Annotated in this window: 26 protein-coding genes; 20 read left to right on the plus strand and 6 right to left on the minus strand. The window is 71.6% G+C overall.

From position 1 onward, the window contains the following. Window positions 1-25: 25 nt before the first annotated feature. Both ACX80U_RS14500 and ACX80U_RS14505 read right to left on the minus strand, forming a co-directional pair. The gene (locus ACX80U_RS14500; RefSeq protein ID WP_459268942.1) at window positions 26-1,138 is read right to left on the minus strand and encodes an aminoglycoside phosphotransferase family protein; all 1,113 of its coding nucleotides are present in this window, start codon (window positions 1,136-1,138) and stop codon (window positions 26-28) included. After that, window positions 1,131-2,444 carry a DUF4439 domain-containing protein gene (locus ACX80U_RS14505; RefSeq protein ID WP_459268943.1) on the minus strand — a complete coding sequence of 438 codons (1,314 nt, stop codon included), beginning with the start codon at window positions 2,442-2,444 and terminating at the stop codon, window positions 1,131-1,133. The genes ACX80U_RS14500 and ACX80U_RS14505 overlap by 8 nt, the downstream gene beginning before the upstream one ends. 42 nt (window positions 2,445-2,486) lie before the next feature. On the opposite strand from ACX80U_RS14505, the gene ACX80U_RS14510 reads away from it, so the two are divergent. From ACX80U_RS14510 to rbfA, 5 genes are all read left to right on the plus strand, one after another. Further along, complete coding sequence (locus ACX80U_RS14510; protein ID WP_459268944.1) at window positions 2,487-3,161, plus strand: ribosome maturation factor RimP; 675 nt, start codon at window positions 2,487-2,489, stop codon at window positions 3,159-3,161. A 10-nt stretch (window positions 3,162-3,171) separates the two neighbouring features. Continuing rightward, window positions 3,172-4,161 (plus strand): transcription termination factor NusA, encoded by a 990-nt coding sequence (nusA, locus tag ACX80U_RS14515; RefSeq protein WP_133082199.1) that lies wholly within the window; start codon window positions 3,172-3,174, stop codon window positions 4,159-4,161. A gap of 168 nt (window positions 4,162-4,329) precedes the next feature. Continuing rightward, window positions 4,330-4,617: a YlxR family protein gene (locus tag ACX80U_RS14520; RefSeq protein WP_432206129.1), complete on the plus strand. Its 288-nt coding sequence runs from the start codon at window positions 4,330-4,332 to the stop codon at window positions 4,615-4,617. 124 nt (window positions 4,618-4,741) lie between these two features. Beyond that, window positions 4,742-7,690: a translation initiation factor IF-2 gene (gene infB, locus ACX80U_RS14525; RefSeq protein ID WP_459268945.1), complete on the plus strand. Its 2,949-nt coding sequence runs from the start codon at window positions 4,742-4,744 to the stop codon at window positions 7,688-7,690. 117 nt (window positions 7,691-7,807) lie between these two features. Continuing rightward, a complete protein-coding gene (rbfA, locus tag ACX80U_RS14530; protein WP_133082202.1) occupies window positions 7,808-8,248 on the plus strand; it encodes a 30S ribosome-binding factor RbfA in 441 nt (146 codons plus the stop codon). 79 nt (window positions 8,249-8,327) lie between these two features. Here the strand turns inward: rbfA and ACX80U_RS14535 are convergent, their stop codons facing one another. Beyond that, window positions 8,328-9,506 carry a pyridoxal phosphate-dependent aminotransferase gene (locus ACX80U_RS14535; protein ID WP_459268946.1) on the minus strand — a complete coding sequence of 393 codons (1,179 nt, stop codon included), beginning with the start codon at window positions 9,504-9,506 and terminating at the stop codon, window positions 8,328-8,330. Between the two features lie 78 nt (window positions 9,507-9,584). Between ACX80U_RS14535 and truB the strand changes: the two genes are divergently transcribed. The 8 genes from truB to ACX80U_RS14575 all read left to right on the plus strand — a co-directional run bounded on the left by truB (window position 9,585) and on the right by ACX80U_RS14575 (window position 17,664). Continuing rightward, a complete protein-coding gene (gene truB, locus ACX80U_RS14540) occupies window positions 9,585-10,487 on the plus strand; it encodes a tRNA pseudouridine(55) synthase TruB (protein ID WP_459268947.1) in 903 nt (300 codons plus the stop codon). Between the two features lie 2 nt (window positions 10,488-10,489). Further along, window positions 10,490-10,858 carry a hypothetical protein gene (locus tag ACX80U_RS14545; protein ID WP_133082204.1) on the plus strand — a complete coding sequence of 123 codons (369 nt, stop codon included), beginning with the start codon at window positions 10,490-10,492 and terminating at the stop codon, window positions 10,856-10,858. Window positions 10,859-10,878: 20 nt separating this feature from the next. After that, window positions 10,879-11,328 (plus strand): hypothetical protein, encoded by a 450-nt coding sequence (locus ACX80U_RS14550; protein WP_459268992.1) that lies wholly within the window; start codon window positions 10,879-10,881, stop codon window positions 11,326-11,328. A gap of 98 nt (window positions 11,329-11,426) precedes the next feature. Beyond that, window positions 11,427-12,095, plus strand: a complete 669-nt coding sequence (locus tag ACX80U_RS14555) for a DUF4345 domain-containing protein (protein ID WP_459268948.1) — start codon at window positions 11,427-11,429, stop codon at window positions 12,093-12,095. A 161-nt stretch (window positions 12,096-12,256) separates the two neighbouring features. Beyond that, window positions 12,257-13,252 carry a bifunctional riboflavin kinase/FAD synthetase gene (locus tag ACX80U_RS14560; RefSeq protein ID WP_133082206.1) on the plus strand — a complete coding sequence of 332 codons (996 nt, stop codon included), beginning with the start codon at window positions 12,257-12,259 and terminating at the stop codon, window positions 13,250-13,252. Between the two features lie 103 nt (window positions 13,253-13,355). Beyond that, the gene (gene rpsO / locus ACX80U_RS14565) at window positions 13,356-13,625 is read left to right on the plus strand and encodes a 30S ribosomal protein S15 (protein WP_087072138.1); all 270 of its coding nucleotides are present in this window, start codon (window positions 13,356-13,358) and stop codon (window positions 13,623-13,625) included. 313 nt (window positions 13,626-13,938) lie between these two features. Continuing rightward, a complete protein-coding gene (locus tag ACX80U_RS14570; RefSeq protein ID WP_459268949.1) occupies window positions 13,939-16,194 on the plus strand; it encodes a polyribonucleotide nucleotidyltransferase in 2,256 nt (751 codons plus the stop codon). Between the two features lie 99 nt (window positions 16,195-16,293). Continuing rightward, on the plus strand, window positions 16,294-17,664 hold the full coding sequence (locus tag ACX80U_RS14575; protein WP_459268950.1) for a M16 family metallopeptidase: 1,371 nt from the start codon (window positions 16,294-16,296) through the stop codon (window positions 17,662-17,664). On the opposite strand, the gene ACX80U_RS14580 is transcribed toward ACX80U_RS14575, so the two are convergent. Together ACX80U_RS14580 and moaA are read right to left on the minus strand one after the other, a co-directional pair. Next, window positions 17,661-17,912, minus strand: coding sequence for a MoaD/ThiS family protein (locus ACX80U_RS14580; protein ID WP_133082296.1), 252 nt, complete (start codon window positions 17,910-17,912; stop codon window positions 17,661-17,663). The two genes, ACX80U_RS14575 and ACX80U_RS14580, sit on opposite strands and share 4 nt — an antisense overlap. Before the next feature lies 1 nt (window position 17,913). Further along, window positions 17,914-18,984 carry a GTP 3',8-cyclase MoaA gene (gene moaA / locus ACX80U_RS14585; RefSeq protein ID WP_133082209.1) on the minus strand — a complete coding sequence of 357 codons (1,071 nt, stop codon included), beginning with the start codon at window positions 18,982-18,984 and terminating at the stop codon, window positions 17,914-17,916. Between the two features lie 232 nt (window positions 18,985-19,216). On the opposite strand from moaA, the gene ACX80U_RS14590 reads away from it, so the two are divergent. Genes ACX80U_RS14590 through ACX80U_RS14620 form a run of 7 tightly spaced genes read left to right on the plus strand, consistent with a single transcriptional unit; the run spans window position 19,217 to window position 24,801 of the window. Further along, a complete protein-coding gene (locus tag ACX80U_RS14590) occupies window positions 19,217-20,767 on the plus strand; it encodes a molybdopterin-dependent oxidoreductase (RefSeq protein WP_459268951.1) in 1,551 nt (516 codons plus the stop codon). Window positions 20,768-20,827: 60 nt separating this feature from the next. Continuing rightward, complete coding sequence (locus tag ACX80U_RS14595) at window positions 20,828-22,117, plus strand: molybdopterin molybdotransferase MoeA (protein WP_459268952.1); 1,290 nt, start codon at window positions 20,828-20,830, stop codon at window positions 22,115-22,117. A 26-nt stretch (window positions 22,118-22,143) separates the two neighbouring features. Continuing rightward, window positions 22,144-22,629 (plus strand): cyclic pyranopterin monophosphate synthase MoaC, encoded by a 486-nt coding sequence (gene moaC / locus ACX80U_RS14600; RefSeq protein ID WP_459268953.1) that lies wholly within the window; start codon window positions 22,144-22,146, stop codon window positions 22,627-22,629. Then, the gene (locus ACX80U_RS14605) at window positions 22,626-23,111 is read left to right on the plus strand and encodes a MogA/MoaB family molybdenum cofactor biosynthesis protein (protein ID WP_459268954.1); all 486 of its coding nucleotides are present in this window, start codon (window positions 22,626-22,628) and stop codon (window positions 23,109-23,111) included. Before moaC ends, ACX80U_RS14605 begins: the two co-directional genes overlap by 4 nt. Then, complete coding sequence (locus tag ACX80U_RS14610; protein ID WP_208740001.1) at window positions 23,098-23,535, plus strand: molybdenum cofactor biosynthesis protein MoaE; 438 nt, start codon at window positions 23,098-23,100, stop codon at window positions 23,533-23,535. Before ACX80U_RS14605 ends, ACX80U_RS14610 begins: the two co-directional genes overlap by 14 nt. A gap of 10 nt (window positions 23,536-23,545) precedes the next feature. Next, window positions 23,546-24,319: a 4-hydroxy-tetrahydrodipicolinate reductase gene (gene dapB, locus ACX80U_RS14615; RefSeq protein WP_133082215.1), complete on the plus strand. Its 774-nt coding sequence runs from the start codon at window positions 23,546-23,548 to the stop codon at window positions 24,317-24,319. Continuing rightward, a complete protein-coding gene (locus ACX80U_RS14620; protein ID WP_459268955.1) occupies window positions 24,316-24,801 on the plus strand; it encodes a hypothetical protein in 486 nt (161 codons plus the stop codon). The genes dapB and ACX80U_RS14620 overlap by 4 nt, the downstream gene beginning before the upstream one ends. Window positions 24,802-24,821: 20 nt before the next feature. Here the strand turns inward: ACX80U_RS14620 and ACX80U_RS14625 are convergent, their stop codons facing one another. Further along, window positions 24,822-26,000: a heparan-alpha-glucosaminide N-acetyltransferase domain-containing protein gene (locus ACX80U_RS14625; protein WP_459268956.1), complete on the minus strand. Its 1,179-nt coding sequence runs from the start codon at window positions 25,998-26,000 to the stop codon at window positions 24,822-24,824. Window positions 26,001-26,073: the final 73 nt, after the last annotated feature.

Here is a 26,073-nt window from a genome sequence, read left to right on the forward strand (position 1 = left end):
CGGGAGCGGTCACCGACCGGACGCCCTAGAGCGTCGGCAGCTCGCGGACCGGCGGCAGCCCGTCCAGGGTTCGGCCCAGGACGGAGCTCGCCACCCACAGCGATCGCTGCGCGTCGCCGGTCTGCCCGTGGCCGATGTAGGACAGCGCATTGCGGACCTCCCGGACCACGGTCCATCCGACGGCGAGTCCGGTGTCGAGTCCGGCGGCCGCGGACAGCGCGGCGCAGTGTGCACGGAGGTGCCCCGCGGGGTCTGCGGCATCGAGTTCCGGGAGCCGGTTCCACAGCATCGGCGCCACGGCGTACTCGGCATCGCCGATCACCGGCTTCGGGTCGATCGCCGTGACGTCCCGCAGCCGCGCCGGCGAGGACGGCAGGAGGTTGGCGTAGTGCAGATCCGAGTGCACCAGCACGTCGTTCTCCGACCGCCGTCCCACGATGCCCCGGGACTGGCACACCTCGAGCGCGGCCTCCATCAGCCAGCGCGGGAACGGCTCGTCCAGCTCGTGCCAGCTGGCGGGCAGGGTGTCCGTCCACTGCTCGGCATCGGATGCCAGATGCGGGAACGCGGCCCACGGTGCGCTGTCGCCGGCCCGTATCGACAGGCGGCGCAGGACGCGGCCCCACGGCTCGGCGGTCTCGTCGAGCGGGACGTCGTGGAGCGAGTGGTCGCCGTCGAGGCGTGCAAGGAGCAGCGCGTAGTCGGGCCGGGACGCCGCCAGCAGGCGCACGGCGCCGTCGCCGTCCCACAGGTCCAGCGCGTCCGGCTCCGAGCGTGCCTCGTCGTGGGGGATGGTGAGCTTCAGGACGGCGTCCACCGGCTCGTGGCCGCCCCGCTGCACCACGGGCACGACGACGGCGCACTGGCCGGACCAGGCGGGTCGTCCGGGCTGCAGGTCGAGGTCGAGGTCCCAGGCGTGGAGCCTGTCGGCCAGCAGCCCGTGCCATCCGCGCATCCACCGGGCGCCGCCATCGATGGTCCGGGCGCTCCGGACGAGTCGCGGCGGCAGGTCGGGCAGGACGTCCGAAGCGGGCCGACCGGAAGCACCGGTTCCCGTGCCGCCGGGGACACCGGTCGCATCGGGGCCAGGCCGTCCGGGTTGCCGGTCTCCTGCCGCCTCGTCGGGGTGCCTAGCCATCGGTCGGCCCTCCCGGAGCGGGAGTGCCGCCGGGTGCGGACGGCGCCCCGGGTGCCCCCGGCGCGTCCGGAGCCGGGTCGCCGGTGGTCCCGGCCGCTTCGGCCTGCAGGCCGGGCAGCGGTGCGAGGGGGGCGCCCGCCTCGGTGCTGCGTTGTACCGCGGCGTTCAGGGACGTGACGGCCCAGGCCCGTTCGGCGGTGCTGACCGTGGCGACGAGGCCCGCGTAGAACTCGGTGTGGTCCTGTTCGAGGTCGCGCAGGGCGGCGGCCGTATCGGCGCGGAAGGCCGGTCCGACGGCGTGGCCTGCCGGCGCCGGGGCCGCGGGTTCGCACAGTGCGGCGAGCCGCTCGGCGGCGGTGTCGGCGGCCGCCCGGTGGGTCGCCGAGAGGGCGAGTGCAGGAGCAGGATCGGGCAGCAGTGCGGCCGCGACCTCGTAGCCGTACCGGGCCTGCTCCTCCGCCCGGGTCGCGCCGAGCAGGGCCTGGCGGTCGGCATCCGGGCCCAGGGGAGTGCCGGCGCACTCCTCCGGCGTCGCCGGGCCCGCCGTGGTCGGGCCGGAAGCCCCATCCCCGGAAGCCGCGCCTTCGGAGGTCGCCGGTACGGACGCCGGCGTGCCGGACCGGGCGGGGTCGGCGGACGCGCCCTGCTCCGGGTCGAGGTCCTCGGCGGTCAGCGCCTCGGCCGCCGGCAACTCTGTCCCGACGCCGAGCACCCCGCCGAGGAGCACCGCCTGGCGCCACTGGTTGGCGCCCGCCGACGCGAGCACCCGGGCGGGGCCCGGCTCGGCATCGACCGCGTCCGACAGGCTGCGCAGCGAGCTGTCGCGCAGCATCGCCAGGAGGCGGACCGGATCTGCGGGAGCCGCAGTGGGCGAGGGCGCCGGCGCAGCAGCTGCCGACGCAGGGGGAGGTGGATCCGTCGGCGCGTCCGCACCGGCCGGAGCACGTGCGGGGGACCGCGGCAGGGACACGGCGGCAGCCTGCTCCTCGAGGTCCGACGCGATCGCCGACAGCCGCTCCGCAAGGGCGGGATCCGCCGCCGCTGCGGCACGCGCATCCGCTGCGAGACCGCGGTACCGCCCCTCGGCGTCGAGCTGGGCCTGTTCGGACGGCGAGTACACGCGCGCCGGCGGCTCGGCGGAGCCGAGGAGGAGCCAGGCGCCGACCGCCAGGAGCACCACGACGAACAGACCGACGAGCCACGCGGACCACCGGATGGCCGTGCCGGCGGCAGTGGCGAGGCGGCCTCCACGCTCCTGCTGCCCGCCCGCATGCGCCCGGTTGATCACAGTGTCCGATGATGCCACGGCGGTCCCGGTTTCTCCCTGCCATACACCCGGCGTCGCCGAATGTCGGTACTCTTGGAGGACAACATCATCGAGTGGGAGGCAGCCATGGCGGTCCGGTCCGGGAACGAAAACCATGCCTCGACCCGCAAGTCGGCCCTCGAGGCCGCACTGCAGGCCGAAGCGCTACGCCTGCGGACCAGGCTGCAGCCCGTCGTCGAACAGCACGACCTCTACCTCGAGGACGTCGACATCAAGGTCGCCGGTTCCCACCGCACCGTCCACGTGGTCGTGGACCTGCCCGAGGACGCCTCCGGGAGTGTCGGGCTCGATGTGATCTCGGCCATCTCGACCGACCTCTCCGCCGCCATGGACAGTGACCCCGAGGACGACGACCGTCCGTACAGCCTCGAGATCTCCTCGCCCGGCGTGTCCCGGCCCCTCACGGAACCACGGCACTGGCGCCGCAACGTGGGCCGCATGGTCGAGGTCAAACCGGTGAGCGGCGATGTCGTCCTCGGCCGGCTGCTGGACGTCACCGCCACCGGGATACGGCTGATCCCGCAGCTGCCCGTCAAGAAGGGCATGAAGCCGAAGCAGGGCGATCCACTCGCCCTCGAGTTTTCCAAGATCCGCAAGGGGACCGTCCAGGTCGAATTCGCGCATCCTGAGGATGAACACCACGAGAACAGCGATGGGGGCGATCCGGGCATCTCCGGCGCCGTGCACCACGCGTAAGGAGACCCACATGGACATTGATATGAGCGCGCTGAGGCTCCTCGAGCGCGAACGCGAGATCCCGCTGGACAAGCTGATCCCCACCATCGAGCAGGCCCTGCTCATCGCGTACCACCGCACGCCAGGCGCGCACGAGACGGCGCGCGCCGAGCTGGACCGCCGCAACGGACACGTCACCATCTGGGCCACGGAGAAGGACGACGACGGCGAGACCGTCGGCGAGTTCGACGACACGCCCGGGGGCTTCGGCCGGATCGCCGCGAGCACCGCGCGCCAGATCATCCTGCAGCGCCTGCGCGACGCCGAGGACGACAACATCCTCGGTGAGTTCCGCGGCAAGGAAGGCGAACTGGTCGCCGGCATGATCCAGCAGGGCACCAATCCGCACATGATCCAGGTCAACCTGGGATCGGTGGAGGCCGTCCTGCCGCCGCCGGAGCAGGTGCCGGGGGAGAAGTACCTGCACGGCACCCGCCTGCGGGCCTTCGTCGTCGACGTCCACCGCGGGATGAAGGGCCCCTCCATCACCCTGTCCCGCTCGCACCCGGGCCTCGTCCGGAAGCTCTTCGAGCTCGAGGTCCCCGAGATCGCGGACAAGACGGTCGAGATCGTGGCCCTCGCCCGCGAGGCCGGCCACCGCACCAAGATCGCCGTGAAGGCCAACGTGCCGGGCGTGAACGCGAAGGGTGCCTGCATCGGCGAGATGGGCACGCGCGTGCGGGCGGTGATGAACGAGCTGAACGACGAGAAGATCGACATCGTCGACTACAACGACGACGCCGCCTCGTTCATCGCCAGCTCCCTCTCGCCGTCGCGCGTCACCTCCGTGACCATCACGGACGAGGCCACGCGGTCCGCCCGCGTCGTGGTGCCGGACTACCAGCTCTCCCTCGCGATCGGCAAGGAGGGCCAGAACGCCCGGCTCGCCGCGAAGCTGACCGGCTGGCGGATCGACATCGTGTCCGACGCCGCACAGCCGGCCCCCGCCGCGAAGGCGTAGGCGGCCCGGTCCGCCGGCAGATCCGGAAGGGGTAGAATGGAAGGGACTGCTGTCGAGTCGCGCCCGGAAGACTCTGTTCGACGAGGAGAGTCCGGGCACCAGCCGGAGGACACCCATCCGACACGCACCTGCGTGGGATGCCGCCGACGGGACCGCCAGTCACACGTGATGCGGGTCGTCGCACGACCGATCGGCGGACAGGATGTCGCCGTTCTCGACGAGCGACGCCGGCTGTCCGGGCGGGGAGCTTGGCTGCACCCCGACACGGCATGCATGGAAACGGCCATCAAGCGGAAAGCCTTTCATCGGGCATTCCGCGGGCCGGTGGACACTGCCAGGCTGGCAGCGGACTTCCAGGCATACCTGGAGCGTCGAGACGAACGCTCCGATCCACCACCGTCCTCCCTGAAAGCGGGTCAGCACCCTCATGGAAACCCGATGAGTACCCAGCGATGAGTGCACAACGATGATCAATCCGTTGTGCTCTGCATTCGATCTGCCAGACGCCCTAGCGACTGGGATCAGCAGTAGGAAATAGACGGTTCGTGCCTGACTCGGTGCGGACCGAGACAGGAGAAATGTGGCCAAGGTCCGCGTACACGAGCTCGCGAAAGAGCTCGGTATAACCTCGAAAGACGCAGTTGCGAAACTGCAGGAACTGGGCGAATTCGTCCGTTCAGCCTCATCCACCATCGAGGCCCCCGTCGTGAAGAAGCTTCGCGGCGCATTCCCGGATGCGGGCAGCACCAAGACCGCTGCCCCCTCCGCCCCGTCACGCCCAGCGGCCCCCGCGCCGTCGGGCCCGAAGCCGGGCGCTGCCCAGGCCGCTCCCGAGGCTCCCGCCCCGGCCGCGCCCGCAGCCCCCTCGGCACCGTCGGTGCCGTCGACCCCTGCCGCTCCGGCCACTCCGGCCGCACCGCAGCCGTCGCCGTTCTCGAACGGTTCGGCTCCCGCGGAGACCCCCGCCCCGGCAGCACAGGACACCCCCGCACCCGCCCAGCAGGGCAGCCAGGGTGACGGCGCGACGCCGGGCGCACGTCCGGCCCCGCGGCCGGCCACCCCTCCGGCGGCTCCCTCCGCCGGAACCCGCCCGTCGGGCGCCCGTCCCGGCGGAGCGCCCCGTCCGGGCAACAACCCCTTCGCACCGTCGCAGGGCATGGGCTCGCGTCGCGGAGAGGCCGACCGAGGGGCCGACCGCACCTCGGAGCGTCCGCCCCGTCCGGGCAACAACCCGTTCGCACCGTCGCAGGGCATGCCCCGGCCCGGTCGTCGTGACGATGCACAGCAGCGTCCCGCCGCAGGTCCGGGCGGACCCCGCCCGGCTGCCGGTGCGGGCGGACCCCGTCCCGCTGCCGGTGCGGGTGGACCCCGTCCGGGCGCACCGCGTCCGGGGGCACCGCGTCCCGCCGGAGCCCCGGGCTCACGTCCCACTCCCGGCATGATGCCGAACCGCACCGAACGTCCTGCTGCCCCCGGCCGCGGAGCGCCGGGTGCGGGCGCCGGTCCGCGCCGCGGACCCGGTGGAGCACCTGCCAGCCCCAGCGGAGCACCCGCCGGCGGCGGGTTCGGCAAGGGCGGCCGCGGACGCGGCGGCACCGCCGGAGCCTTCGGCAAGGGCGGAGCCGGTCGCGGCAAGCAGCGCAAGTCGAAGCGTGCGAAGCGGCAGGAACTCGAGCAGATGTCGGCTCCCTCGCTGGGTGGCGTGAGCGTACCCCGCGGAGACGGCAACACGATCGTCCGGCTGCGCCGCGGTTCGTCCATCACGGACTTCGCCGACAAGATCGAGGCGAACCCCGCCGCACTGGTCACCGTGCTGTTCCACCTCGGTGAGATGGCCACGGCGACCCAGTCGCTGGACGAGGACACCTTCGAGGTGCTCGGCACGGAACTCGGTTACAAGATCCAGGTCGTCTCGCCCGAGGACGAGGAGCGCGAGCTCCTCAGCAGCTTCGACATCGACTTCGATGCGGAGCTGGAAGCCGAGGGTGACGAGCAGCTCGAGGCACGTCCGCCGGTCGTCACGGTCATGGGCCACGTCGACCACGGTAAGACGCGACTCCTCGACGCGGTGCGGAACACCAAGGTCGTCGAGGGCGAGCACGGCGGCATCACCCAGCACATCGGCGCCTACCAGATCCAGCACGTCCACGAGGACACCACGCGTGCCATCACCTTCATCGACACCCCCGGCCACGAGGCGTTCACCGCCATGCGTGCCCGTGGTGCGAAGGTCACGGACATCGCGGTGCTCGTCGTCGCAGCGGATGACGGCGTCATGCCGCAGACCGTGGAGGCGCTGAACCACGCCCAGGCGGCCAACGTGCCGATCGTGGTGGCCGTCAACAAGATGGACAAGGAAGGCGCGAACCCGGACAAGGTCAAGGGCCAGCTCACGGAGTACGGCCTGGTGCCCGAGGAGTACGGCGGCGACACGATGTTCGTGCACGTCTCGGCGCTCCAGGGCATGGGCATCGACGACCTCCTCGAGGCCGTCCTGCTCACCGCGGACGCCGCGCTGGACATGCGGGCCAACCCGAACAAGGACGCCCGCGGTATCGCGATCGAGGCCAACCTCGATCGCGGCCGCGGTGCGGTCGCCACGGTGCTCGTCCAGTCCGGAACGCTGCATGTCGGGGACACGATCGTGGCCGGTACGGCCCACGGCCGTGTGCGTGCGATGTTCGACGAGAACGGCGACGTCGTCACGACGGCCGGACCGTCGCGTCCGGTGCAGGTCCTGGGGCTGTCCAACGTGCCCCGTGCAGGTGACACGTTCTTCGTCACCGACGACGAGCGCACCGGACGCCAGATCGCCGAGAAGCGTGAAGCGGCGGACCGCAACGCGGCCCTCGCCAAGCGCCGCAAGCGCATCAGCCTCGAGGACTTCGACCAGGCCGTCGCCGAGGGCAAGGTCGACACCCTCAACCTCATCCTCAAGGGTGACGTCTCGGGTGCCGTCGAGGCCCTGGAGGACTCGCTGCTCAAGATCGACGTCGGAGAGGGCGTGCAGCTGCGCGTCATCCACCGCGGCGTCGGTGCGATCACGCAGAACGACGTCAACCTGGCCACGGTCGACAACGCGATCATCATCGGCTTCAACGTCAAGCCGGCCGAGCGCGTGGCGGACCTCGCCGAGCGTGAAGGCGTGGACATGCGCTTCTACTCGGTCATCTACGCCGCGATCGACGACATCGAGCTCGCCCTCAAGGGCATGCTCAAGCCGGAGTACGAGGAGGTGCAGCTCGGAACCGCAGAGGTCCGCGAGGTGTTCCGTTCCTCGAAGTTCGGCAACATCGCCGGTTCGATCGTCCGGTCGGGCATCATCCGACGCAATTCGAGGGCACGCGTCCTGCGCGACGGCAAGGTCATCGGGGACAACCTCTCCGTGGACTCGCTCAAGCGCTTCAAGGACGACGCCACCGAGGTCCGCACCGACTTCGAGTGCGGTATCGGCCTCGGGTCGTTCAACGACGTCAAGGAAGGCGACACCATCGAGACCTTCGAGATGCGGGAGAAGCCCCGCGTCTAGCACGTCGGTCGGCACAGGCGCCCCGGTTCTCCGGGGCGCCTGTGCTCGTCGCACACCCGGGACCCGCCCGCACGATGGGGACCCCCGATACCACCCGCTTTCGTAGGAGTAATAGCAATGGCAGATCCGGCCCGCGCCGCGCGGCTCGCGCAGCGCATCAAAGTCATCGTCGCCGAGGCGCTCCGGCGCCGCGTGAAGGACCCCCGGCTGGAAGCCGTGACCATCACGGACGCCCGTGTGACCAACGACCTCCAGCACGCCACCCTGTACTACACCGTGCTCGGCGACGCGGACGAGCAGCAGGCCACCCGGACGGCGCTCGAATCGGCCCGCGGCGTCCTGCGCTCAGAGGTCGGGAAGAACATCACCGCCCGGCTGACACCCACCCTCGAGTTCGTCCCCGACGAGGTGCCGGTCAACGCCAGCCACCTCGAGGAGCTGCTGCAGAAGGCCCGCGAGCGCGACGCCGAAGTGGCGGCGATAGCCCAGGGCGCCGACTTCGCGGGGGATGCGGATCCGTACCGCACCTCCGAGGACGACGGGGAGACGGGGCGCTAGTCCGTCCCACCGCAGCGCGAGAGGCAGCCGACCACCGGGTCGGCTGCCTCTCGCGTTCTCCGGCCCTGTCGGGCCCGTGTCAGGTCCGCTGCGGTGCCGGGAGGCGGGAGAGCCCTTCGACGAGTTCGTCCGTCCTGCCGCACAGGGCGATCCGCACCCAGCCCTCGCCCATGGCCCCGAACGCGGTGCCCGGTGCCAGCGCGACGCCCCGGTCCGCGAGGAACGCCCTGGTCCACGCCCGGACGTCGCCTCCCGTCGCGTGGGAGAGATCGGCCCACAGGTAGAAGGCGCCGCGGGCGTCGAGGTAGCCGATGCCGAGTGCGTCGAGGACCGCCGTCGCCGCGTCCCGATTGGCGCGGTAGTGCTCCAGGGCCGTGTGCACGTAGTCCTGCGGGCCGGTGAGGGCCGCGAGTCCGGCGTACTGGGACGGCGCGGACACGCAGGACACGGTGGCTTCCATGACGTTGTTCAGGAGCGGTTCCATCCCGGGCGGCGTGACGAGGGCGCCGATGCGCAGCCCGGTCAGGCCGTAGGTCTTGGACAGCGTGAGGGAGGTGATGACGCGTGCCTCGGTCGCCTCCGGTACGGCCTCGGGCCCGCCCGCGTCGAAACGCGCGGGGCTGATGTGCGGCACGTCGTAGGTGAACGCCTCGTAGCACTCGTCGGAGATGATCCACAGATCGTTCTCGTGGGCGAAGCGCACGAGGTCGCGTGTCAGGTCGGAGCCGAAGACCGAGCCGAGGGGGTTCGACGGCGAGTTGAGCATGAGCACCCTGGTGCGCGCCGACACGAGCCGCCGCAGGTCCTCGATCCGCGGCTGGAAGCCGTGGTGCGGTACCAGGGGATAGGGCACGGGGACCCCGCCCAGCAGGCCGACGGTCATGGTGAACGTCGGATACCCGGGATCGGGGAGGAGGACCTCGTCGCCGGCGCCGATGAGCGTGCTGAGTGCCAGATGCAGACCCTGCTGCGCGCCGGCGACGACGAAGACACGGGAAGGGTCGTCCTCGACGCCGGACCGTCGGGAGAAGTGCTCGGCGAACGCGCCCCGCACCGGAGCGATGCCGGCGTTGGGCGTGTAGTCGGTGTCGTCCCGGTCCAGTGCCGCCATCGCCGCCTCGAGGACGTGGCGGGCCACGGGGAAGGCCGGTTCGCCGATGCTGAGGACGATCGAATCGGGCGTCGCCCACGCCGCCTGCGTGATCTCGCGGATCTGGTTGACCGGGACGTTCACCACGTGGGCTGGAGCTGAGGGCATAGGCAGGATCGTATCGCGGGGTAGGGCCGGAGCGCGGCGGCGCCGGGAGGCCGCGCGGTGCCCCATATACTGGGAGGCGTGAATTCCGGGCAGGTCCACTCAGGGCTGATCATCGTGGACAAGCCTCAGGGCTGGACCAGTCACGACGTCGTGGGCCGGCTGCGGCGCCTCGCCGGGACCCGCAAGGTGGGCCACGCCGGGACGCTCGACCCGATGGCCACCGGAGTCCTCGTGATCGGCGTCAATCGCGCCACGCGCCTGCTGACCTTCATCGTGGGCACCTCCAAGACCTACACCGCGACCATCCGGCTGGGGCAGTCCACCGTCACCGACGACGCCGAGGGCGAGGTCACGGGCGGAAGCATCGCGGCGGCCGTCACCGAAGCGGAGATCAGGACCGCCGTGGCCGCCCTGACGGGCGAGATCCAGCAGGTCCCGAGCAGCGTCAGCGCCATCAAGGTCAAGGGCGAGAGGTCCTACGCCCGCGTGCGCTCCGGCGAGAACGTCGACCTCCCCGCACGTCCCGTGACCATCCACCGCTTCGACATCTCCGCGATCCGCAGGGTCAGCAGCGGACGCCTGCAGGACGTCGACGTCACGGTCGAATGCAGTTCCGGTACCTACATCCGTGCCCTCGCCCGCGACCTGGGCGAGGCCCTCGGCGTCGGCGGCCACCTCACGGCGCTCCGCCGGACCCGGGTCGGGCCCTACTCCATCGCCTCCGCCCGCACGCTCGACCAGCTCGCCGAGGATCTGGGCATCCTGTCGCTCGACGACGCCGGCCGGGCGCTGTTCCCCGTGCGGGAGCTCTCGGACGCCGAGGCCGCGGACGTCTCGCACGGCCGGAAGATCGCACCGAACGCGGAGCAGGACGCGCCCGTCGCCGCCTTCGCCCCGGACGGCACGCTCGTGGCCCTGCTGGAGAACCGCGGTGGCGCCGCGCGGACCGTCCTCGTGTTCGCTCCCGGCGGGAAGGAGTAGCCGTGGATCCCTTCTTCCTCGTGGGTGTCCTCGTCTGCTCGGTCTCCGCGGTCCTCTGTGTCGGAGCCTCCCTGCTGCGCCAGCCGCCGAACGACATCACCATCCTCTCGGTGGCGGCCGTCGAGCTGTTCCTCCTGGCCTACTCGGTGGGCGCCGGGATCCGCCAGGTCACGGGCGACCCCGTCCTGGGGGAGGCCTGGGAGTTCTGGGGCTACCTCCTCACGGCGCTCGTGGTGCCCGTGGGCGCGTTCTGGTGGTCCATCCTCGACCGGACGCGCTGGAGCAATCTCGTCCTGGCCGCCGCCGGGCTGACGGTCTTCGTCATGCTGTTCCGCATGGAGCAGATCTGGGACGGGGTGGCGGGCCTGTGACGGCTGGACACGACGACAACCTGCCCGCGAAGGGTGCCGGTGCGACGGACGCAGCCGACGACGCGAGGAGGACCAGCCGCGCCACCGGGCCGGGTCGCCTGCTCATCGCCGTGTACGGGGTCTTCGCCCTGGCGGCGACGGCCCGCGCCGCCTTCCAGATCGCCACCAAGTTCGGCGAGGCGCCGCTCGCCTATCTCCTCTCGGCCCTCGCGGCCGTCGTCTACATCGTCGCGACGGTGTCCCTCGCACGCCCCGGCGCAAGGGCCTTCCGCGTCTCCGTCGTGGCCGTCACCACCGAGCTCGTCGGCGTGGTCGCCGTCGGCCTCCTCAGCATCGTCGATGCCGAGGCCTTCCCGAGCGAGACCGTGTGGTCGGCGTTCGGCCGTGGCTACGGCTTCGTCCCGCTGATCCTCCCGATCCTCGGGCTGCTGTGGCTGCGCCGGAACGGGGCGGGTCGCACGGCCGACTGACTCCGCAGGGGCGCTCCTGCCCCTCCGGGCCCGCGGCGCGGTCCCACCGTGAGAGTATGGCGCTACAGCACCGATCCAGCCTGCCCCCAGGGAGCGTCATGACCAGCAACAACCCCGAGCACGACAACTCCTCGTCAGCCGGGGCCGGTCGGCCGTCGGTTCCCGACGCGCGCCGCCTCGACGGTACCGCCCGGACCGGCGGACGGTCCCCGGATGCGGAGGCTCCGGCGCCCCGGTCCAGGGCGGCAGCCCCCGGGAACAGCACCGCCGGTACGGGAGCCCCGACGTCCACGCCCTCCAGCGCCCCCAAGGCCAAGGGCAGGAAGTCCGGCACCCCCGGCACCTCAGGCGGGGACTGGAACGTCTTCCGGACCGTCGTGGTCCTGGTGGGCCTCGTCATCGCCGGATTCGGCGCCTACTACCTGATCCTCGGGACGGCCGGGCTGCCGGACACCGAAGCCGACCCGGTCAACCCGACGCTCGAGAACCAGTTCCGGTTCTTCTCGGCCATGATGGTCGGTGTCGGTGCCGCATTCATCACCATCGCCATCAAGTTCCAGTGGGCCAACATGCTCTGGCTGGTATGCCTCATGGTCTTCGTCGGCGGGATCGGACGGGTCCTGTCCTGGGCGTTCTCCGGCACCCCGAACTACGTCCTGATCATCCTGATGGTCGTCGAGCTGGCCTTCCCGCCGGCCCTGCTCGTCTGGCACAAGTACATCGCCAAGACGAGCGACCTCCGGAAGGAGTTCGCCCAGCGCGGCTGACCCGGCCGGCCCAGGGCGTGCCGGGCCGCTTCCCACGAGCGCCGGAAGCCGCCCGCCACCTGCAGGCCGATGCCGTACGCCCCGGTCCTTTCGGCCATAATGGGAGCGGCGACCGACCCGGACCCGGGTGGCGGGAATCGGCCGAACCACGAAGGAGATGCGTGTTCTACTGGAGAGACCTGGACAGCGTGCCACCGGATTTCGGGCCCGCCGTCCTGACGCTCGGGAACTTCGACGGCGTGCACCGGGGCCACCAGCGCGTCCTGCAGCAGGTCGTCGAGGCGGCGCGGGAGCGCAACGCATCCGCCGTCGTCGTCTCCTTCGATCCGCACCCCGCACAGGTGCACCGGCCCGATGCGGCACCCGAGCTGATCATGGGTCTCGCCGACCGGGTCGAGACCCTCGCCGAGACCGGCATCGACGCGCTGCTCATGATGCACTACACCCTCGACCTCGCCGCGAACTCACCGGAGGAGTTCGTCGAACGCGTGTTCGTCCGGGCACTGAAGGCCAAGGCCGTGGTGATCGGCCACGACGTGCGCTTCGGCAGGGGCAACAGCGGGGATCTCGGCACCATGCGCGAGCTCGGCCGGAAGCTGGGCTTCGAAGTCCTCGTCATCGACGACTTCGGCGCGAGCCTCCCGCTGGACGCGACGGACGCCGACGGCGACCGGCGGTGCTCGTCGACCTGGGTGCGCGAAGCGCTCGAGGCCGGGGACGTCGGCACCGCTACCCGCGTGCTCGGCCGCAACCACCGCATGCGCGGCGAGGTGGTGCACGGAGCGGCGCGCGGACGGGAACTCGGCTATCCGACGGCGAACCTCGCCGCCTCCTCCCAGGGCTTCATCCCGGCCGACGGCATCTACGCGGGCTGGCTCGTCGACGAGGCGGGCACGCGGTGGCCGGCGGCGATCTCCGTCGGGTCCAACCCCACCTTCGACGGCGTCGACCGGCAGGTCGAGGCACACGTCATCAACCGACCGCCCGAGCGCGTCCAGGACTTCGACCTCTACGGGCAGTCGATCGTCGTCGAGTTCGTGGAGCGGCTGCGGGGGCAGGTCGCCTACACGGGTCCGGAGGCGCTCATCGAGCAGATGAAGCTCGACGTCGACCGCGCGCGCGGGCTGCTTTCGACAGAACAACAGGCCAGACGCTAAACTCGATACAGATCCGGCTGCAGTCCGTGGTGGCTGGATTTTTCTGTGTCGTCGTGCAAGCGATGCTCAGCACCTGTACACGGTACAACTCTAGGAGTTACACGTGGCCCTTGACGCCGCCATCAAGCAGGAAATCATCAAGGAATACGCCCTGGCCGAAGGTGACACCGGTTCACCCGAGGTGCAGATCGCGATGCTTTCCCGTCGTATCCTCGACCTGACCGAGCACCTGAAGATGCACAAGCACGACCACCACACGCGTCGTGGCCTGCTTCTTCTCGTGGGTCGCCGCCGTCGCCTGCTGGACTACCTGCGGGACACCGACATCACGCGTTACCGGTCGCTCATCGAGCGCCTGGGTCTGCGTCGATAAGTAGCACCGGAAGGCGGCATCCTCTCCCCGGGAGAGGGAGCCGCCTTCCTCGTACGGGCCCGGCGGCGCAGCGCGCTTCCGCGACACCGAAGAGCAGAACCAGCAGTACCTGACACCATAGACATACCCACGCACAACAGGAGCCAACCGGCACCACGCATTCGCGGTCCTCGGTAGTGGTCTCCGGAACGTATCCGACGATGCGGCTTCCGTGGATCTCGATCGAAGACCGGGTGCTGTGGACCGTCCACGAGGGACGGGACCACGACGGGTGCCGATTGCCTCCGATACCTGAGAAACGGAGGTGACTCTCTTGGAGGGTCCCGAAATCCAGTTCGCCGAAGCAGTGATCGACAACGGTCGCTTCGGAACACGCACCGTCCGGTTCGAGACCGGACGCCTCGCCCAGCAGGCCGCCGGCTCCGCCATGGTCTACATCGACGAGGACACCGCCCTGCTCTCGGCCACCACGGCCGGCAAGCAGCCCCGCGAGGGCTTCGACTTCTTCCCCCTGACGGTCGACGTCGAGGAGCGCATGTACGCCGCGGGCCGCATCCCGGGCTCGTTCTTCCGCCGCGAGGGCCGTCCCTCCACGGAGGCCATCCTGGCCTGCCGCCTGATGGACCGCCCGCTCCGCCCCGCATTCGTGAAGGGCCTGCGCAACGAGGTCCAGGTCGTCGTGACCGTCCTCGCGATCAACCCCGACGTCCGCTACGACGTCGTCGCCATCAACGCCGCGTCCATGTCGACGCAGCTCTCCGGCCTGCCCTTCTCGGGTCCGATCGGCGGCGTGCGTGTCGCCCTCGTGTCCGACGGCAGCGGCACCGACCAGTGGATCGCCTTCCCGAAGCACTCCGAGCTCGAGAACTCGGTCTTCGACATGGTGGTCGCCGGCCGTATCGCCGGTGACGACGTCGCGATCATGATGGTCGAGGCCGAGGCCACCGACAACTCCTGGAACCTCATCAAGGAGAACGGCGCCACGGCCCCCACCGAGGAGATCGTCGCCGACGGCCTCGAGGCCGCGAAGCCCTTCATCCGCGCCCTGTGCGAGGCGCAGGCCGACCTCGTGGCACGTGCCGCGAAGCCCACCGTCGAGTTCCCGGTCTTCCTCGACTACCAGGACGACGTGTACGCGGCCGTCGAGTCCGCCGGAGCCGAGAAGCTCGCGCAGGTCTTCCAGATCGCCGACAAGCAGGAGCGCAACACGGCGACCGACGCCCTCAAGGCAGAGCTCATGGACGCCCTCGGCGGCTCCTTCGAGGGACGCGAGAAGGAGCTCTCCGCAGCCTTCCGCTCGCTCAACAAGGCCGTCGTCCGGCAGCGCATCCTCAAGGACCAGGTCCGCATCGACGGCCGTGGCCTGAGCGACATCCGCAAGCTCACCGCCGAGGTCGAGGTCCTGCCGCGCGTGCACGGCTCCGCCATCTTCGAGCGCGGCGAGACCCAGATCATGGGCGTCACCACGCTGAACATGCTCAAGATGGAGCAGCAGATCGACTCGCTGTCACCCGTCACGCGCAAGCGCTACATGCACAACTACAACTTCCCGCCCTACTCCACCGGTGAGACCGGCCGCGTCGGTTCCCCGAAGCGCCGCGAGATCGGCCACGGAGCGCTGGCGGAACGCGCCCTCGTGCCCGTCCTGCCGAGCCGCGAGGAGTTCCCCTACGCGATCCGCCAGGTCTCCGAGGCGCTGAGCTCCAACGGCTCCACGTCGATGGGTTCGGTCTGCGCCTCGACGCTGTCGCTGCTCAACGCCGGTGTGCCCCTCCGGGCGCCGGTCGCGGGCATCGCCATGGGCCTCGTGTCCGACGTCGTCGACGGTCAGACCCGCTACGCCGCGCTGACCGACATCCTCGGAGCCGAGGACGCCTTCGGCGACATGGACTTCAAGGTCGCGGGCACGTCGGAGTTCGTCACGGCGATCCAGCTCGACACCAAACTCGACGGCATCCCCGCCTCCGTGCTCGCTGCAGCGCTGAAGCAGGCCCGCGAGGCCCGCCTGCACATCCTCGGCGTCCTGCAGGCCGCGATCGACACCCCGGACGAGCTCTCCGAGTTCGCACCGCGGATCATCTCGGTCAAGATCCCCGTGGACAAGATCGGCGAGGTCATCGGCCCCAAGGGCAAGATGATCAACCAGATCCAGGAGGACACCGGAGCCGACATCTCGATCGAGGACGACGGCACCGTGCTGATCGGCGCCACGAACGGCGAGTCGGCCGAGGCGGCGCGCGCGGCGGTCAACGCCATCGCGAACCCGCAGGTCCCCGAGATCGGTGAGCGCTACCTGGGCACGATCGTCAAGACCACGACCTTCGGTGCCTTCGTCTCGCTGACGCCGGGCAAGGACGGCCTGCTGCACATCTCCGAGCTGCGCAAGCTCGCGGGCGGCAAGCGTGTCGACAACGTCGACGAGGTCGTGTCCGTGGGCCAGAAGGTCCAGGTCGAGATCACCAAGATCGACGACCGCGGCAAGCTGTCGCTCTCGCCCGTCGTGGCGGAGGACTCCTCCGAGGACGCCGGCATCGAGCTGCCCGACGCCGCCGAGGCCGACGACGCGTAGCCTGTCGTCCCGCTCGTCCTGAGCGGACCGCGGCCCCGGCGCCGACCGATCCATGTCGGTCGGCGCCGGGGCCTTTCCCGAATCCCCAGAAAGACCAGGATGCCCCTGTCCTCCGTAGTGTCCCTTCCGCTCCTGCCGACGCCCCTGCCCGTCGGGGACGGCCCCGACCCCACCTTCGTCGCGGGGGATCCGGGCGGTAACGTCGTCCGGCGCAGTGTGCTGCCCGGCGGGGTCCGCGTGCTCACCGAGGCGATGCCGGGCCAGCGATCGGCGACCATCGGGTTCTGGGTCGGCGTCGGTTCGCGGGACGAGGCCGAGGGCCAGCACGGCTCCACCCATTTCCTGGAGCATCTGCTGTTCAAGGGCACGGAGCGCCGCAGTGCCATGGACATCGCGTCGGCCTTCGACGAGGTCGGCGGCGAGTCCAACGCAGCGACCGCGAAGGAGAACACCTGCTACTACGCGCGGGTCCTCGACTCCGACCTGCCCATGGCCATCGACGTCATCGCGGACATGGTCACCTCGGCCGTCCTCGATCCGGACGAGCTCGAGCAGGAGCGGGACGTCATCCTCGAGGAGATCGCCATGGACAGCGACGACCCGGCCGACGTCGCCCACGAGAAGTTCGTCGAGCTGGTGCTGGGCGACCACCCGCTCGGCCGGCCCATCGGCGGTACCCCCGACGCCATCCGCGCGGTGCCCAGGGAGTCCGTCCTGGCGCACTACCGTCGCTACTACACGCCCGCCGAACTCGTGGTGACCGCCGCGGGCGGCCTGGACCACGAGACCGTCTGCCGCCTGGTGCAGGAGGCGCTGGAGACGGCCGGGTGGCAGCTCGAGGACGGCGCCCTGCCGGTCCCGCGCCGCTCCGCGACGGAGGTGCCGGTGCAGGGCGCCACCGGGGTGCACGTGATCCGCCGGGCGGTGGAGCAGTCCAACATCCTGATCGGATGCCCGTCGATCACGGCCACGGACGAGCGCAGGTTCGCTATGAGTGTCCTGAACGCCGTCCTCGGCGGAGGCATGTCCTCGAGGCTGTTCCAGGAGATCCGTGAGAAGCGCGGGCTCGTGTACTCGACGTACTCCTTCTCGGCCGCCTACGCCGACGCCGGCTACTTCGGTATGTACGCCGGGTGCTCGCCGGCCAAGACGGGGCAGGTCATCGACCTCCTCGGGTCGGAACTGGACCGCCTCGCAGCCGACGGCATCGACGCGGAGGAGTTGCGCAAGGCCGTGGGCCAGCTCTCGGGCGGACTGGTCATGGCTCTCGAGGACAGCAGTTCCCGCATGTCCCGGCTGGGCCGCTCGGAACTGGTGTCCGGGGAGTTCGTCGACATGGACGCGTCCCTCGACCGCATCCGGTCCGTGACGGCGGACGAGGTGGAGGCGCTGGCCCGTGAACTGGCCGCCGCCCCGCGCACGACGGTCGTCGTCGGGCCGTTCGACACGGAGGCGGACTTCGCGTCCTAGCCGCCGGCGAACGGCGGCAGGATGTCGAGCACGTCGTCATCCTGCAGGACGGCCGAGGGGTTCCGCAGTGCCACCTCGTTGAGGAGGAAGCTGCTCCTGTCGAGCACCTTCGCCAGCGACGGTTTGCCCGGCACGGCCGGGCGCTGCCGCAGATCGGTCAGCACGTCGTCGAGGCTCCGCCCACCGGGCAGGCGCTCCTGATCCACACCGGACGCAGCCCTGGCCGCCCCGAAATACCTCACCAGCACCTCAGCCACCGATGGCGCTCATCGAGCGGTCGGGCTGCACGAAGTCAGCCGCGCCGAGTCCGGTGTGGTCCATGCCGTGCGCCCTGGGCTTGAGCCACATGGCGTCACGCCAGCGCTGCGCGACGGCGTCGTCGCCGGCTTCCGAGCGCAGGAGGTCCCGGAGGTCGGTCTCCTCGCGGGAGAAGAGGCAGCTCATGACCTTGCCCTCCGCCGTCACGCGCGTCCGGCGGCAGTCCGCGCAGAAGGGCTCGGTGACGGACGCGATGATGCCGACCGTCCCGAGGACCACCCCCGGCGACTCCTTCGAGCGGACCTCCCACCGTTCGGCGGGGGCGCCGTCGCGGTTCCGGGGATCGGGTGTCAGGACGAAGCGCGTCTCGACGAGCTCCCGCATCTCGGCGGCCGTCACCATGCCCTCCTTCGTCCAGCCGTGGTCCGCGTCGAGGGGCATCTGCTCGATGAACCGCAGCTCGAAGCCGCGGGCCACGGCCCACTCCACGAGGTCGGGCGCCTCGTGGTCGTTGACGCCGCGCATCAGCACGGCGTTGATCTTGACGAGCCCCAGTCCTGCGGCGGCTGCGGCCTCGATACCCTTCAGCACGCGGTCGAGGAACGGCCGACGGGTCAGCTGCGCGAAGGTCTCCGGATGCAGCGAGTCCATGGAGACGTTGATCCGCGTGAGCCCTGCCTCCTTCAGCTGAGCGGCACGGCGATCGAGTCCCAGCGCATTGGTGGTCATCGAGATGGGGAGCTGGGGGTGGTCGGCGCGGATGTCCCGGATGATGTCGAGGAGGTCCGCACGGACGAGCGGCTCGCCGCCGGTGAGGCGCAGCTCCCGGATGCCGAGCCGGTCCACGCCGATACGGACCAGGCGCACGATCTCCCCGCGGGACAGGACCTGGTCCTTCTGCAGCCAGTTCAGGCCTTCCGCGGGCATGCAGTAGGTGCAGCGCAGGTTGCACTTGTCCGTCAGTGACAGGCGCATGTCGGTCGCCTGCCGACCGTGGGAGTCCAGGAGACCCCGGGCCACGGAATCGCGGGCGGAGCCCGGCATGCCCAATTGGATTCCCATGGAACGAGGGTACGCCCTCCGCCGTCCCCGGCCCTACCGGAAGCGTCGGACGGGCAGGGTCTTCCGCGCGGGTCCCGGGCCCTGTACGGCGGGCCCTCCGACGGAACACCGTGCGGAGGGAACACCCGGCTCGCCGTGGTCGTGTAGCAGGTGTCCCTGCGCGGTGAAGCGCCGTCACGCGCGATCGGCCCCGGCCCGCGGACGATCGGGGCACGGACGGAAGGCAGCGATGATGCGACGGCGGACCTGGGCAGCGGCCTGCGGAGTCCTCGCCGTCGGGCTGGGGGTGATCGGCGGCGAGCTGACCGCCGCGGCCCTGAGTCCCTCCGTCACCCCGGTCAGCGCCGTCGGCTCGGCCGTGATCGATGCACTGCCGGCGGGCGTGAAGGACTGGGCCATCACCCTGTTCGGCACCGCGGACAAGGCTGTGCTCCTCGGCACGATCGGCGTCCTGATCACGGGCATCGCCCTCGCCGTCGGCATCCTCGAGTACCGGCGCACGTACGCGGGCCGGGCGGTCGTCCTCGGGTTCGGGCTGATCGGCGTGGCCGTGGTGGCATCCCGGCCGCAATCCTCCACCGTGTCCTTCGCGGCACCGGTGGTCGCCGCGCTGATCGCACTCCTCGTCCTCGACGCCCTCGTACGGTCGCTGCGGTCCTGGACGCGGCACGCGGCCGACGGCGGAGCGGGTACGGCCCCGGCCCGACGCCGGTTCCTGCAGGGCGCGGGCGGAGCGGCCGTCGTCGCCGTGGCCGCGGGAGGCGCTGCGACGAACGTGCGCTGGTCGCAGTCCGACGTCGCACGGCAGCGCGCATCGATCCCGCTCCCGGATCCGGCGGAGGGGACGGTGCCTCCGGCCGAGGGCTCGTTCGTGCCGGACGGGGCCGACCTGGGGATCCGGGGCATCAGCGCCCTCGTCACACCCGCCGCCGACTTCTACCGCATCGACACCGCCCTCGTGGTACCCGTCGTCGACCCCGCCCGCTGGTCGCTGAGGGTCACGGGCCTCGTGGAGCGCGAGGTCGAGATCACCCTCGAGGAGCTGCTCGCGCTGCCCCTGGTCGAGCGGCACATCACTCTGGCCTGCGTGTCCAACCCGGTGGGCGGCGACCTGACGGGCACCGCGCGCTGGCTCGGCTGGCCGGTCGGCGAGCTCCTCGCCCGGGCCGGCGTGCGGCCGGGAGCGGACATGGTCCTGTCCCGCAGCGTGGACGGCTTCACGGCGGGCACCCCGCTCGAGGCCCTGACGGACGGACGGGACTCCCTGCTCGCCGTGGGCATGAACGGGGAACCGCTGCCGGTCGAGCACGGCTTCCCCGTCCGTCTCGTCGTCCCCGGCCTCTACGGTTTCGTGTCCGCGACGAAATGGGTGGAGGAGCTGACGGTGACCCGCTTCGCCGAAGACGCCGCGTACTGGTCCACGCGCGGCTGGTCCGAGCGCGGCCCCGTCAAGACTTCCTCCCGCATCGACGTGCCCCGCCCGAACGCGAGCATCCCGGCGGGGACGGTGGTCGTCGGGGGAGTCGCCTGGGCACAGCACAGGGGAGTGGCGGGCGTGGACGTGAGGGTCGACGGCGGCGCCTGGCAGTCCGCGACGCTCGCCCGGCCCATCTCCGCCGACACCTGGTGCCAGTACGCCGCCACCCTGGAGCTCGCGGCCGGTCCGCACACGGTCCAGGCCCGCGCGGTGGACCGCGACGGAGGCATCCAGTCGGAGGCGTCCGTCGATCCGGCACCCGACGGTGCCGAGGGGCTCCACACGGTAACGTTCACGGTGACCTAGGCTCCCGAGCTCCCCCCGACGACCCGCGGGGACCGGCCCGGAGGCGCGCGAGAGGCAGGCATGAGAAGAACCGTCGCCGAACACCGGGCCGCCGTCGCCGGCCTCCTGCGCGGGAGCAGCGGGTACGACGCCGGCCGGCTCGACGCCCTTCCCCTCGCCGAGGCCCTCGGGCGGGCGCTGGCCGCGGACGTGCGAGCGCCGGTAAGCCTTCCCCCGTTCGACAACTCGCAGATGGACGGGTACGCCGTCCACGCCGACGACCTCGCCGACCCGGGCCGGCTCGTCGTGGCGGAGGCCATCCCCGCCGGTTCCGTACCGCCCGTGCTGGAGGCCGGGACGGCCGCGCCGATCATGACGGGTGCCATGCTGCCCGCCGGTGCCGCCGCCGTCGTCCCGATCGAACGGGCCGAGCCGGCGCAGTTCTACTCCGCCGCGGACCGCGAAGGCGGGGAGGTGTCGGTGGTCCTGCCACGCGGGATCCCCGACGGGCAGTTCGTGCGCCGAGCGGGCAGCGACCTCGGCGAGGGGGACGTGGCGCTACGGGCGGGCAGCCTGCTCGGCGCAGCGCAGTTGGGGCTCCTCGCAGCCTGCGGGGTCGGCTCGGTGTCCGTCCGGCCGCGGTTCCGGGTGCTGCTCCTGTCCACGGGCGACGAGGTCGCCGAGCCCGGCACCACGCTCGCGCCGGGCACGATCTACGACGCCAACACGACGCTGCTCGAGGCGGCGCTCCGCGAGGCCGGCGCGGACGTGGCGCGCCACCGGCTCGTCGGCGACGACCCCGCGGTCCTGAGGGACGCCCTCGCCGCGATCCCGGCCGGCAGCACCAACCTCGTCCTCAGCACCGGCGGTATCAGCCAGGGAGCCTACGAGGTGGTGAAGCAGGCGCTGGCCGACAGCAGCGTGGAGTTCTCGTCGGTGGCCATGCAGCCCGGCGGACCCCAGGCACACGGCACCATCTCCGGCGTGCCGTTCCTCGGCTTCCCCGGCAACCCGGTCAGCGCCATCGTGTCCTTCGAGATGTTCCTCCGCCCGGCCCTCCGGCGGCTGACCGGCGTCCCGGCGCCGCGCCTGCGGCTGCAGGCCGTCCTCGCCGAGGACCTCGTGAGCCCCGAGGCCAAGCACCAGGTGCGGCGCGGACTCTACCGCGACGGCGCGGTGGTGCTGGTCGGCGGACCCGGGTCCCATCTCCTGCACGCCCTCGCGGCGTCGAACTGCCTCGTGCACGTCCCCGAGGGGGTCGCGTCCCTGCGGGCAGGGGACCGCGTCGAGGTCACCCTGCTCGGCCCCGTGCCCGACGAACCCTTCGCCACCGAGGATGTGCCGGCCCCGGATCACGCCGGGACTGGTTGAATGGGATCCGCAGAAAGGACCTCCCCATGAACCCACCCCTCCCCGCGGACGGGCTGTCCCACGTCCGGGCCGACGGCACCGCCCACATGGTCGACGTCTCCGGCAAGCAGGCGACGATCCGGCAGGCCGTCGCCGAGGCCACGCTCGAGACCACGCCCGACGTGGTCGCGCTCATCACGGACGGCGCGCTGCCGAAGGGCGACGCCCTCGCCGTCGCGCGGGTCGCAGGCATCATGGCCGCGAAGCAGACCTCGTCGCTGATCCCGCTGTGCCACCCCCTGCCCCTGTCCAAGGTCACCGTGGACTTCGTGCCCGACGGCGGGCACGTCCGGATCACCGCCCTCGTCAGGACCACGGCGCTCACGGGCGTCGAGATGGAGGCACTGACCGCGGTGTCCGTCGCTGCGCTGACGCTCTACGACATGATCAAGGCGGTCGACAAGCACGCCGTGATCAACGGGACGCGCGTGCTGTCCAAGTCCGGCGGCAAGAGTGGGGACTGGACCGCATGAGTGCCCTCCGCCTCGCCGCCGTCGTCGTCGCCTCCACCCGGGCGGCCGCCGGGACGTACGAGGACGAGTGCGGCCCCGCCATCGCGGACTGGCTGTACCGCCACGGGTTCGCCGTCGCCGACGCGGTGGTGGTTCCCGACGGCGACGCCGTGGGAACGGCCATCGGCAGGGCGCTGGAGGCCCGGCCCGCCGTGCTCATCACGAGCGGCGGCACGGGGCTGAGCGCCGACGACGCCACCCCGGAGCAGACCGTGCCGTACCTCACCCGGAGCCTTCCCGGGATCATGGAAGCCATCCGTCGTGCGGGCTCGGAGAAGGTCCCCACCGCCGTCCTCAGCCGCGGACTGGCCGGCACCGCGGGATCGACCTTCGTGATCAACCTGCCGGGATCACCCGGCGGTGTCCGCGACGGGCTCGCCGTGCTCTCGCCCCTCATCGACCACATCTGCTCCCAGCTGGAGGGCTCCCATGACCACCGGTGACGTCGTCCACGCAGCCGTGGCCGCGACCCCCATCACCCCCGAGGAGGCGTACGCGGGCGTCGACTCCCCGCTCTGCGGGGCCGTCGTCGGCTTCAGCGGCGTGGTGCGGAACCACGACGGCGGACGCGACGTGGCGTCCCTGGCCTACTCGGCGCATCCCAGCGCCGAGCGGATCATCCGCGAGGTCGCCGAGGAGATCGCAGCCCGTCACGACGGCATCCGGATCTGGGTCGCCCACCGCGTCGGGCCGCTGGCGATCGGCGACCAGGCGCTCGTCGCGGCCGTCGGGGCGGCGCACCGGGGTGAGGCCTTCCGGGCCTGCTCCGACCTCGTGGACCTGGTGAAGGAGCGGGTCCCCATCTGGAAGGAGCAGTTCTTCGCCGACGGGACCGTGGAATGGGTCGGGGCCGGGACGGAACAGTAGTGTTGACGGCATGACCGAACTTCTGCCCGTGGCCGTGCTGGGTGCGCGGGGGCGCATGGGCGCGGAGGCCGTCCGCGCCGTGGACGCCGCCGCCGACCTCGAACTCGTCGCAGCCCTCGGCAGCAGCGACCCGCTCGACACCCTCGTCTCCGCCGGTGCGCGCGTCGTCGTGGACCTGACCGTTCCGGAGGCCACGGCCGACAACGTCGCCTACGCCGTCGAGCACGGCATGCACGCCGTCGTCGGGACCACGGGCTGGACCGCCGAGCGCCTCGAGCGCCTCGAGGCCCTGCTCGCGGGCTCTGCCGGCACCGGCGTGCTGATCGCCCCGAACTTCGCACTGGGCTCCGTGCTCGCCACGGCCTTCGCAGCCACCGCGGCACGCTACTTCGAGTCGGTCGAGATCATCGAGCTGCACCACCCGGACAAGGCGGACGCCCCGTCCGGGACGGCGGTGCGGACGGCGCAGCTCGTCGCCCGGGCCCGGGCCGCCGCGAACGTCCCGGCCGGTCCGGACGCCACGCGGGACCAGCTCGACGGCGCCCGCGGGGCACGCGTCGACGGCGTGCCGGTCCATTCGGTGCGCCTGCGCGGGCTGACGGCGCACCAGGAGGTGCTGCTCGGGAGCCCGGGGGAGCAGCTCACCATCCGGCACGACTCCTTCGACCGGGCGTCGTTCATGCCCGGCGTCCTCCTCGGCATCCGCTCGGTGGCGCAGCATCCGGGCCTCACGGTCGGGCTGGACGGCTACCTGGACCTGCAGACCGGCGGGACCGGCCGATGAGGGCCGTCGGGTTCTACCGGGAGCACAGGGTCAAGCTCGGCGTCCTGCTCGTCACGGTGCTGCTCGTCTTCTGGCTCGTCGTCGCCTTCCAGCGCAGCATCCTGCTGCTGGGCGACCCGGAGCCCGTGTCCAAGGCGATCGGAGCGGGATACCTGCTCCTGCCCTGCATCGGCGCCTGGGCACTGATCCGCGAACTGCTCTTCGGCGCCCAGACGCAGCGCATGGCGCGGCAGCTCGACGACGAGGGCGGCCTGCCCGTGGACGACCTGCCGAGGACCCCGGCGGGCCGGATCGTGCGGGCCGCCGCGGACGAGGCGTTCCCCGCCTACCAGGCCGAGACGGAGGCTGATCCCGACAACTGGCGCAGCTGGTTCAGGCTCTCCTGCGCCTATGATGCCGCGGGCGACCGGAAGCGTGCCCGGCGGGCGATGCGCGACGCCGCGAAGCTGTACGCGCAGCACGGAGCAGGCTCCGCCCGATAGCAGCGGGCCCGCACGTCCGGCTACCGCCGGGCGGCGGCCGAGCCGTCCCGGGCGGCGTTCGCGGCGCCGGACGCCAGCAGCTCCAGCGGGCCGCGGGAGCGGATGCGGTGGAAGAGGATGCCGATCGCCACCGCAGCGATCACCTGCAGCCAGTAGAGCTGCGTCGGATCAGGCAGGGGGGCCAGCTGGTCCGCCCAGCTCATGACGCAGATGTGCAGGCTGTACAGGGTCAGGGTCATGGCCCCCGGCGCCGACAGCGGCAGGAGCGCGGAGGGGAAGCGCCGCGTCAGCAGCAGGCACGCCGCGACGACGGCCGCCGCGGACCCCGCGACGTGCACCAGGTCGAGGGTCGCGCCCGAGTGCGGTGCGCTGACCGCGAGCCACCACCAGGAGCCGGACTGCTCCACGCCGGCCAGCCCGACGTCGAGCATCGCCTCCAGCGGGTAGCGGCTCCCGTCCGGCGTCCCGAGGAGCGCCGCGAGGCCGCCGCCCGGCCCGAGGAGCTGGGCGCTGAGGAGCTTCGCCCCGACCGCTGCGGCGACGCCGGCGCCGAGGAGCCCCAGCTGGACCCCGAGCCGCGACAGGTCGAGTCGCCCGAGCGTCATGCCCACGAGGAGGAAGCCGAGCCACTGCAGCACCGGGTAGTAGCCCGTCAGGAAGATGTCGGCGGCCAGCGTCTGCGGCACGAGGAAGGAGTCGAACACGGGGTTGCCGCCGAGGGAGTCCGGTTCCACGCCGGCGGCCACCACGGGCCGCAGCAGGTAGGCCGCGACGGGAGCCAGCACCAGCCAGCCCGCGGCCCACGCGGCGAGCGGTCCGGCGCGGAGGCCGGTGAAGGGCAGCGCCGCCAGGAACAGCACGCCGTAGTGGAACAGGATGATGGCGATATTGGTCTCGACCCCGCCGAGCACGAGCCCGATCAGCGCGATGACCACGGCGCGCACCGCGATGCCCCGGCGGTCGGCCGACAGCGTGCGGTCGCGGTGCGGGGTGCTCCCACCCGTCAGGAGCGCGAGCCCGATGCCGGCGACGACGGCGAAGAGCCCCGAGGCGCGGCCCGAGAAGAGCAGGGCGGTCCAGGTGGCCTCGGTGGTGCCCGGTGTGTACAGGGGGAGGACGTGCGTGCTCATCATGCCGAAGAGCGCCACGCCCCGGGCCGCATCGATCCCGGTCAACCGCCGCGCGGGCTTCGTGTGCATCCCGCCATGGTCCCACAGCCGTCCCCGCCCCTCCTGAGGGCGCGCGTCCACAGGAGGGCCGGTCCTCCGAGGC

This window comes from Arthrobacter sp. TmT3-37, from assembly GCF_054510835.1.

What these genes read in the sequence shown, in the direction of transcription:
- ACX80U_RS14500 (WP_459268942.1), bottom strand. Translation starts at nt 1,138, where the DNA reads ATGGCTAGGCACCCCGACGAGGCGGCAGGAGACCGGCAACCCGGACGG.
- ACX80U_RS14510 (WP_459268944.1), top strand. Translation starts at nt 2,487, where the DNA reads ATGTCGGTACTCTTGGAGGACAACATCATCGAGTGGGAGGCAGCCATG.
- nusA (WP_133082199.1), top strand. Translation starts at nt 3,172, where the DNA reads ATGGACATTGATATGAGCGCGCTGAGGCTCCTCGAGCGCGAACGCGAG.
- ACX80U_RS14520 (WP_432206129.1), top strand. Translation starts at nt 4,330, where the DNA reads ATGCGGGTCGTCGCACGACCGATCGGCGGACAGGATGTCGCCGTTCTC.
- rbfA (WP_133082202.1), top strand. Translation starts at nt 7,808, where the DNA reads ATGGCAGATCCGGCCCGCGCCGCGCGGCTCGCGCAGCGCATCAAAGTC.
- ACX80U_RS14535 (WP_459268946.1), bottom strand. Translation starts at nt 9,506, where the DNA reads ATGCCCTCAGCTCCAGCCCACGTGGTGAACGTCCCGGTCAACCAGATC.
- ACX80U_RS14555 (WP_459268948.1), top strand. Translation starts at nt 11,427, where the DNA reads ATGACCAGCAACAACCCCGAGCACGACAACTCCTCGTCAGCCGGGGCC.
- ACX80U_RS14575 (WP_459268950.1), top strand. Translation starts at nt 16,294, where the DNA reads ATGCCCCTGTCCTCCGTAGTGTCCCTTCCGCTCCTGCCGACGCCCCTG.
- moaA (WP_133082209.1), bottom strand. Translation starts at nt 18,984, where the DNA reads ATGGGAATCCAATTGGGCATGCCGGGCTCCGCCCGCGATTCCGTGGCC.
- ACX80U_RS14590 (WP_459268951.1), top strand. Translation starts at nt 19,217, where the DNA reads ATGCGACGGCGGACCTGGGCAGCGGCCTGCGGAGTCCTCGCCGTCGGG.
- ACX80U_RS14595 (WP_459268952.1), top strand. Translation starts at nt 20,828, where the DNA reads ATGAGAAGAACCGTCGCCGAACACCGGGCCGCCGTCGCCGGCCTCCTG.
- moaC (WP_459268953.1), top strand. Translation starts at nt 22,144, where the DNA reads ATGAACCCACCCCTCCCCGCGGACGGGCTGTCCCACGTCCGGGCCGAC.
- ACX80U_RS14605 (WP_459268954.1), top strand. Translation starts at nt 22,626, where the DNA reads ATGAGTGCCCTCCGCCTCGCCGCCGTCGTCGTCGCCTCCACCCGGGCG.
- ACX80U_RS14610 (WP_208740001.1), top strand. Translation starts at nt 23,098, where the DNA reads ATGACCACCGGTGACGTCGTCCACGCAGCCGTGGCCGCGACCCCCATC.
- dapB (WP_133082215.1), top strand. Translation starts at nt 23,546, where the DNA reads ATGACCGAACTTCTGCCCGTGGCCGTGCTGGGTGCGCGGGGGCGCATG.
- ACX80U_RS14620 (WP_459268955.1), top strand. Translation starts at nt 24,316, where the DNA reads ATGAGGGCCGTCGGGTTCTACCGGGAGCACAGGGTCAAGCTCGGCGTC.
- ACX80U_RS14625 (WP_459268956.1), bottom strand. Translation starts at nt 26,000, where the DNA reads ATGCACACGAAGCCCGCGCGGCGGTTGACCGGGATCGATGCGGCCCGG.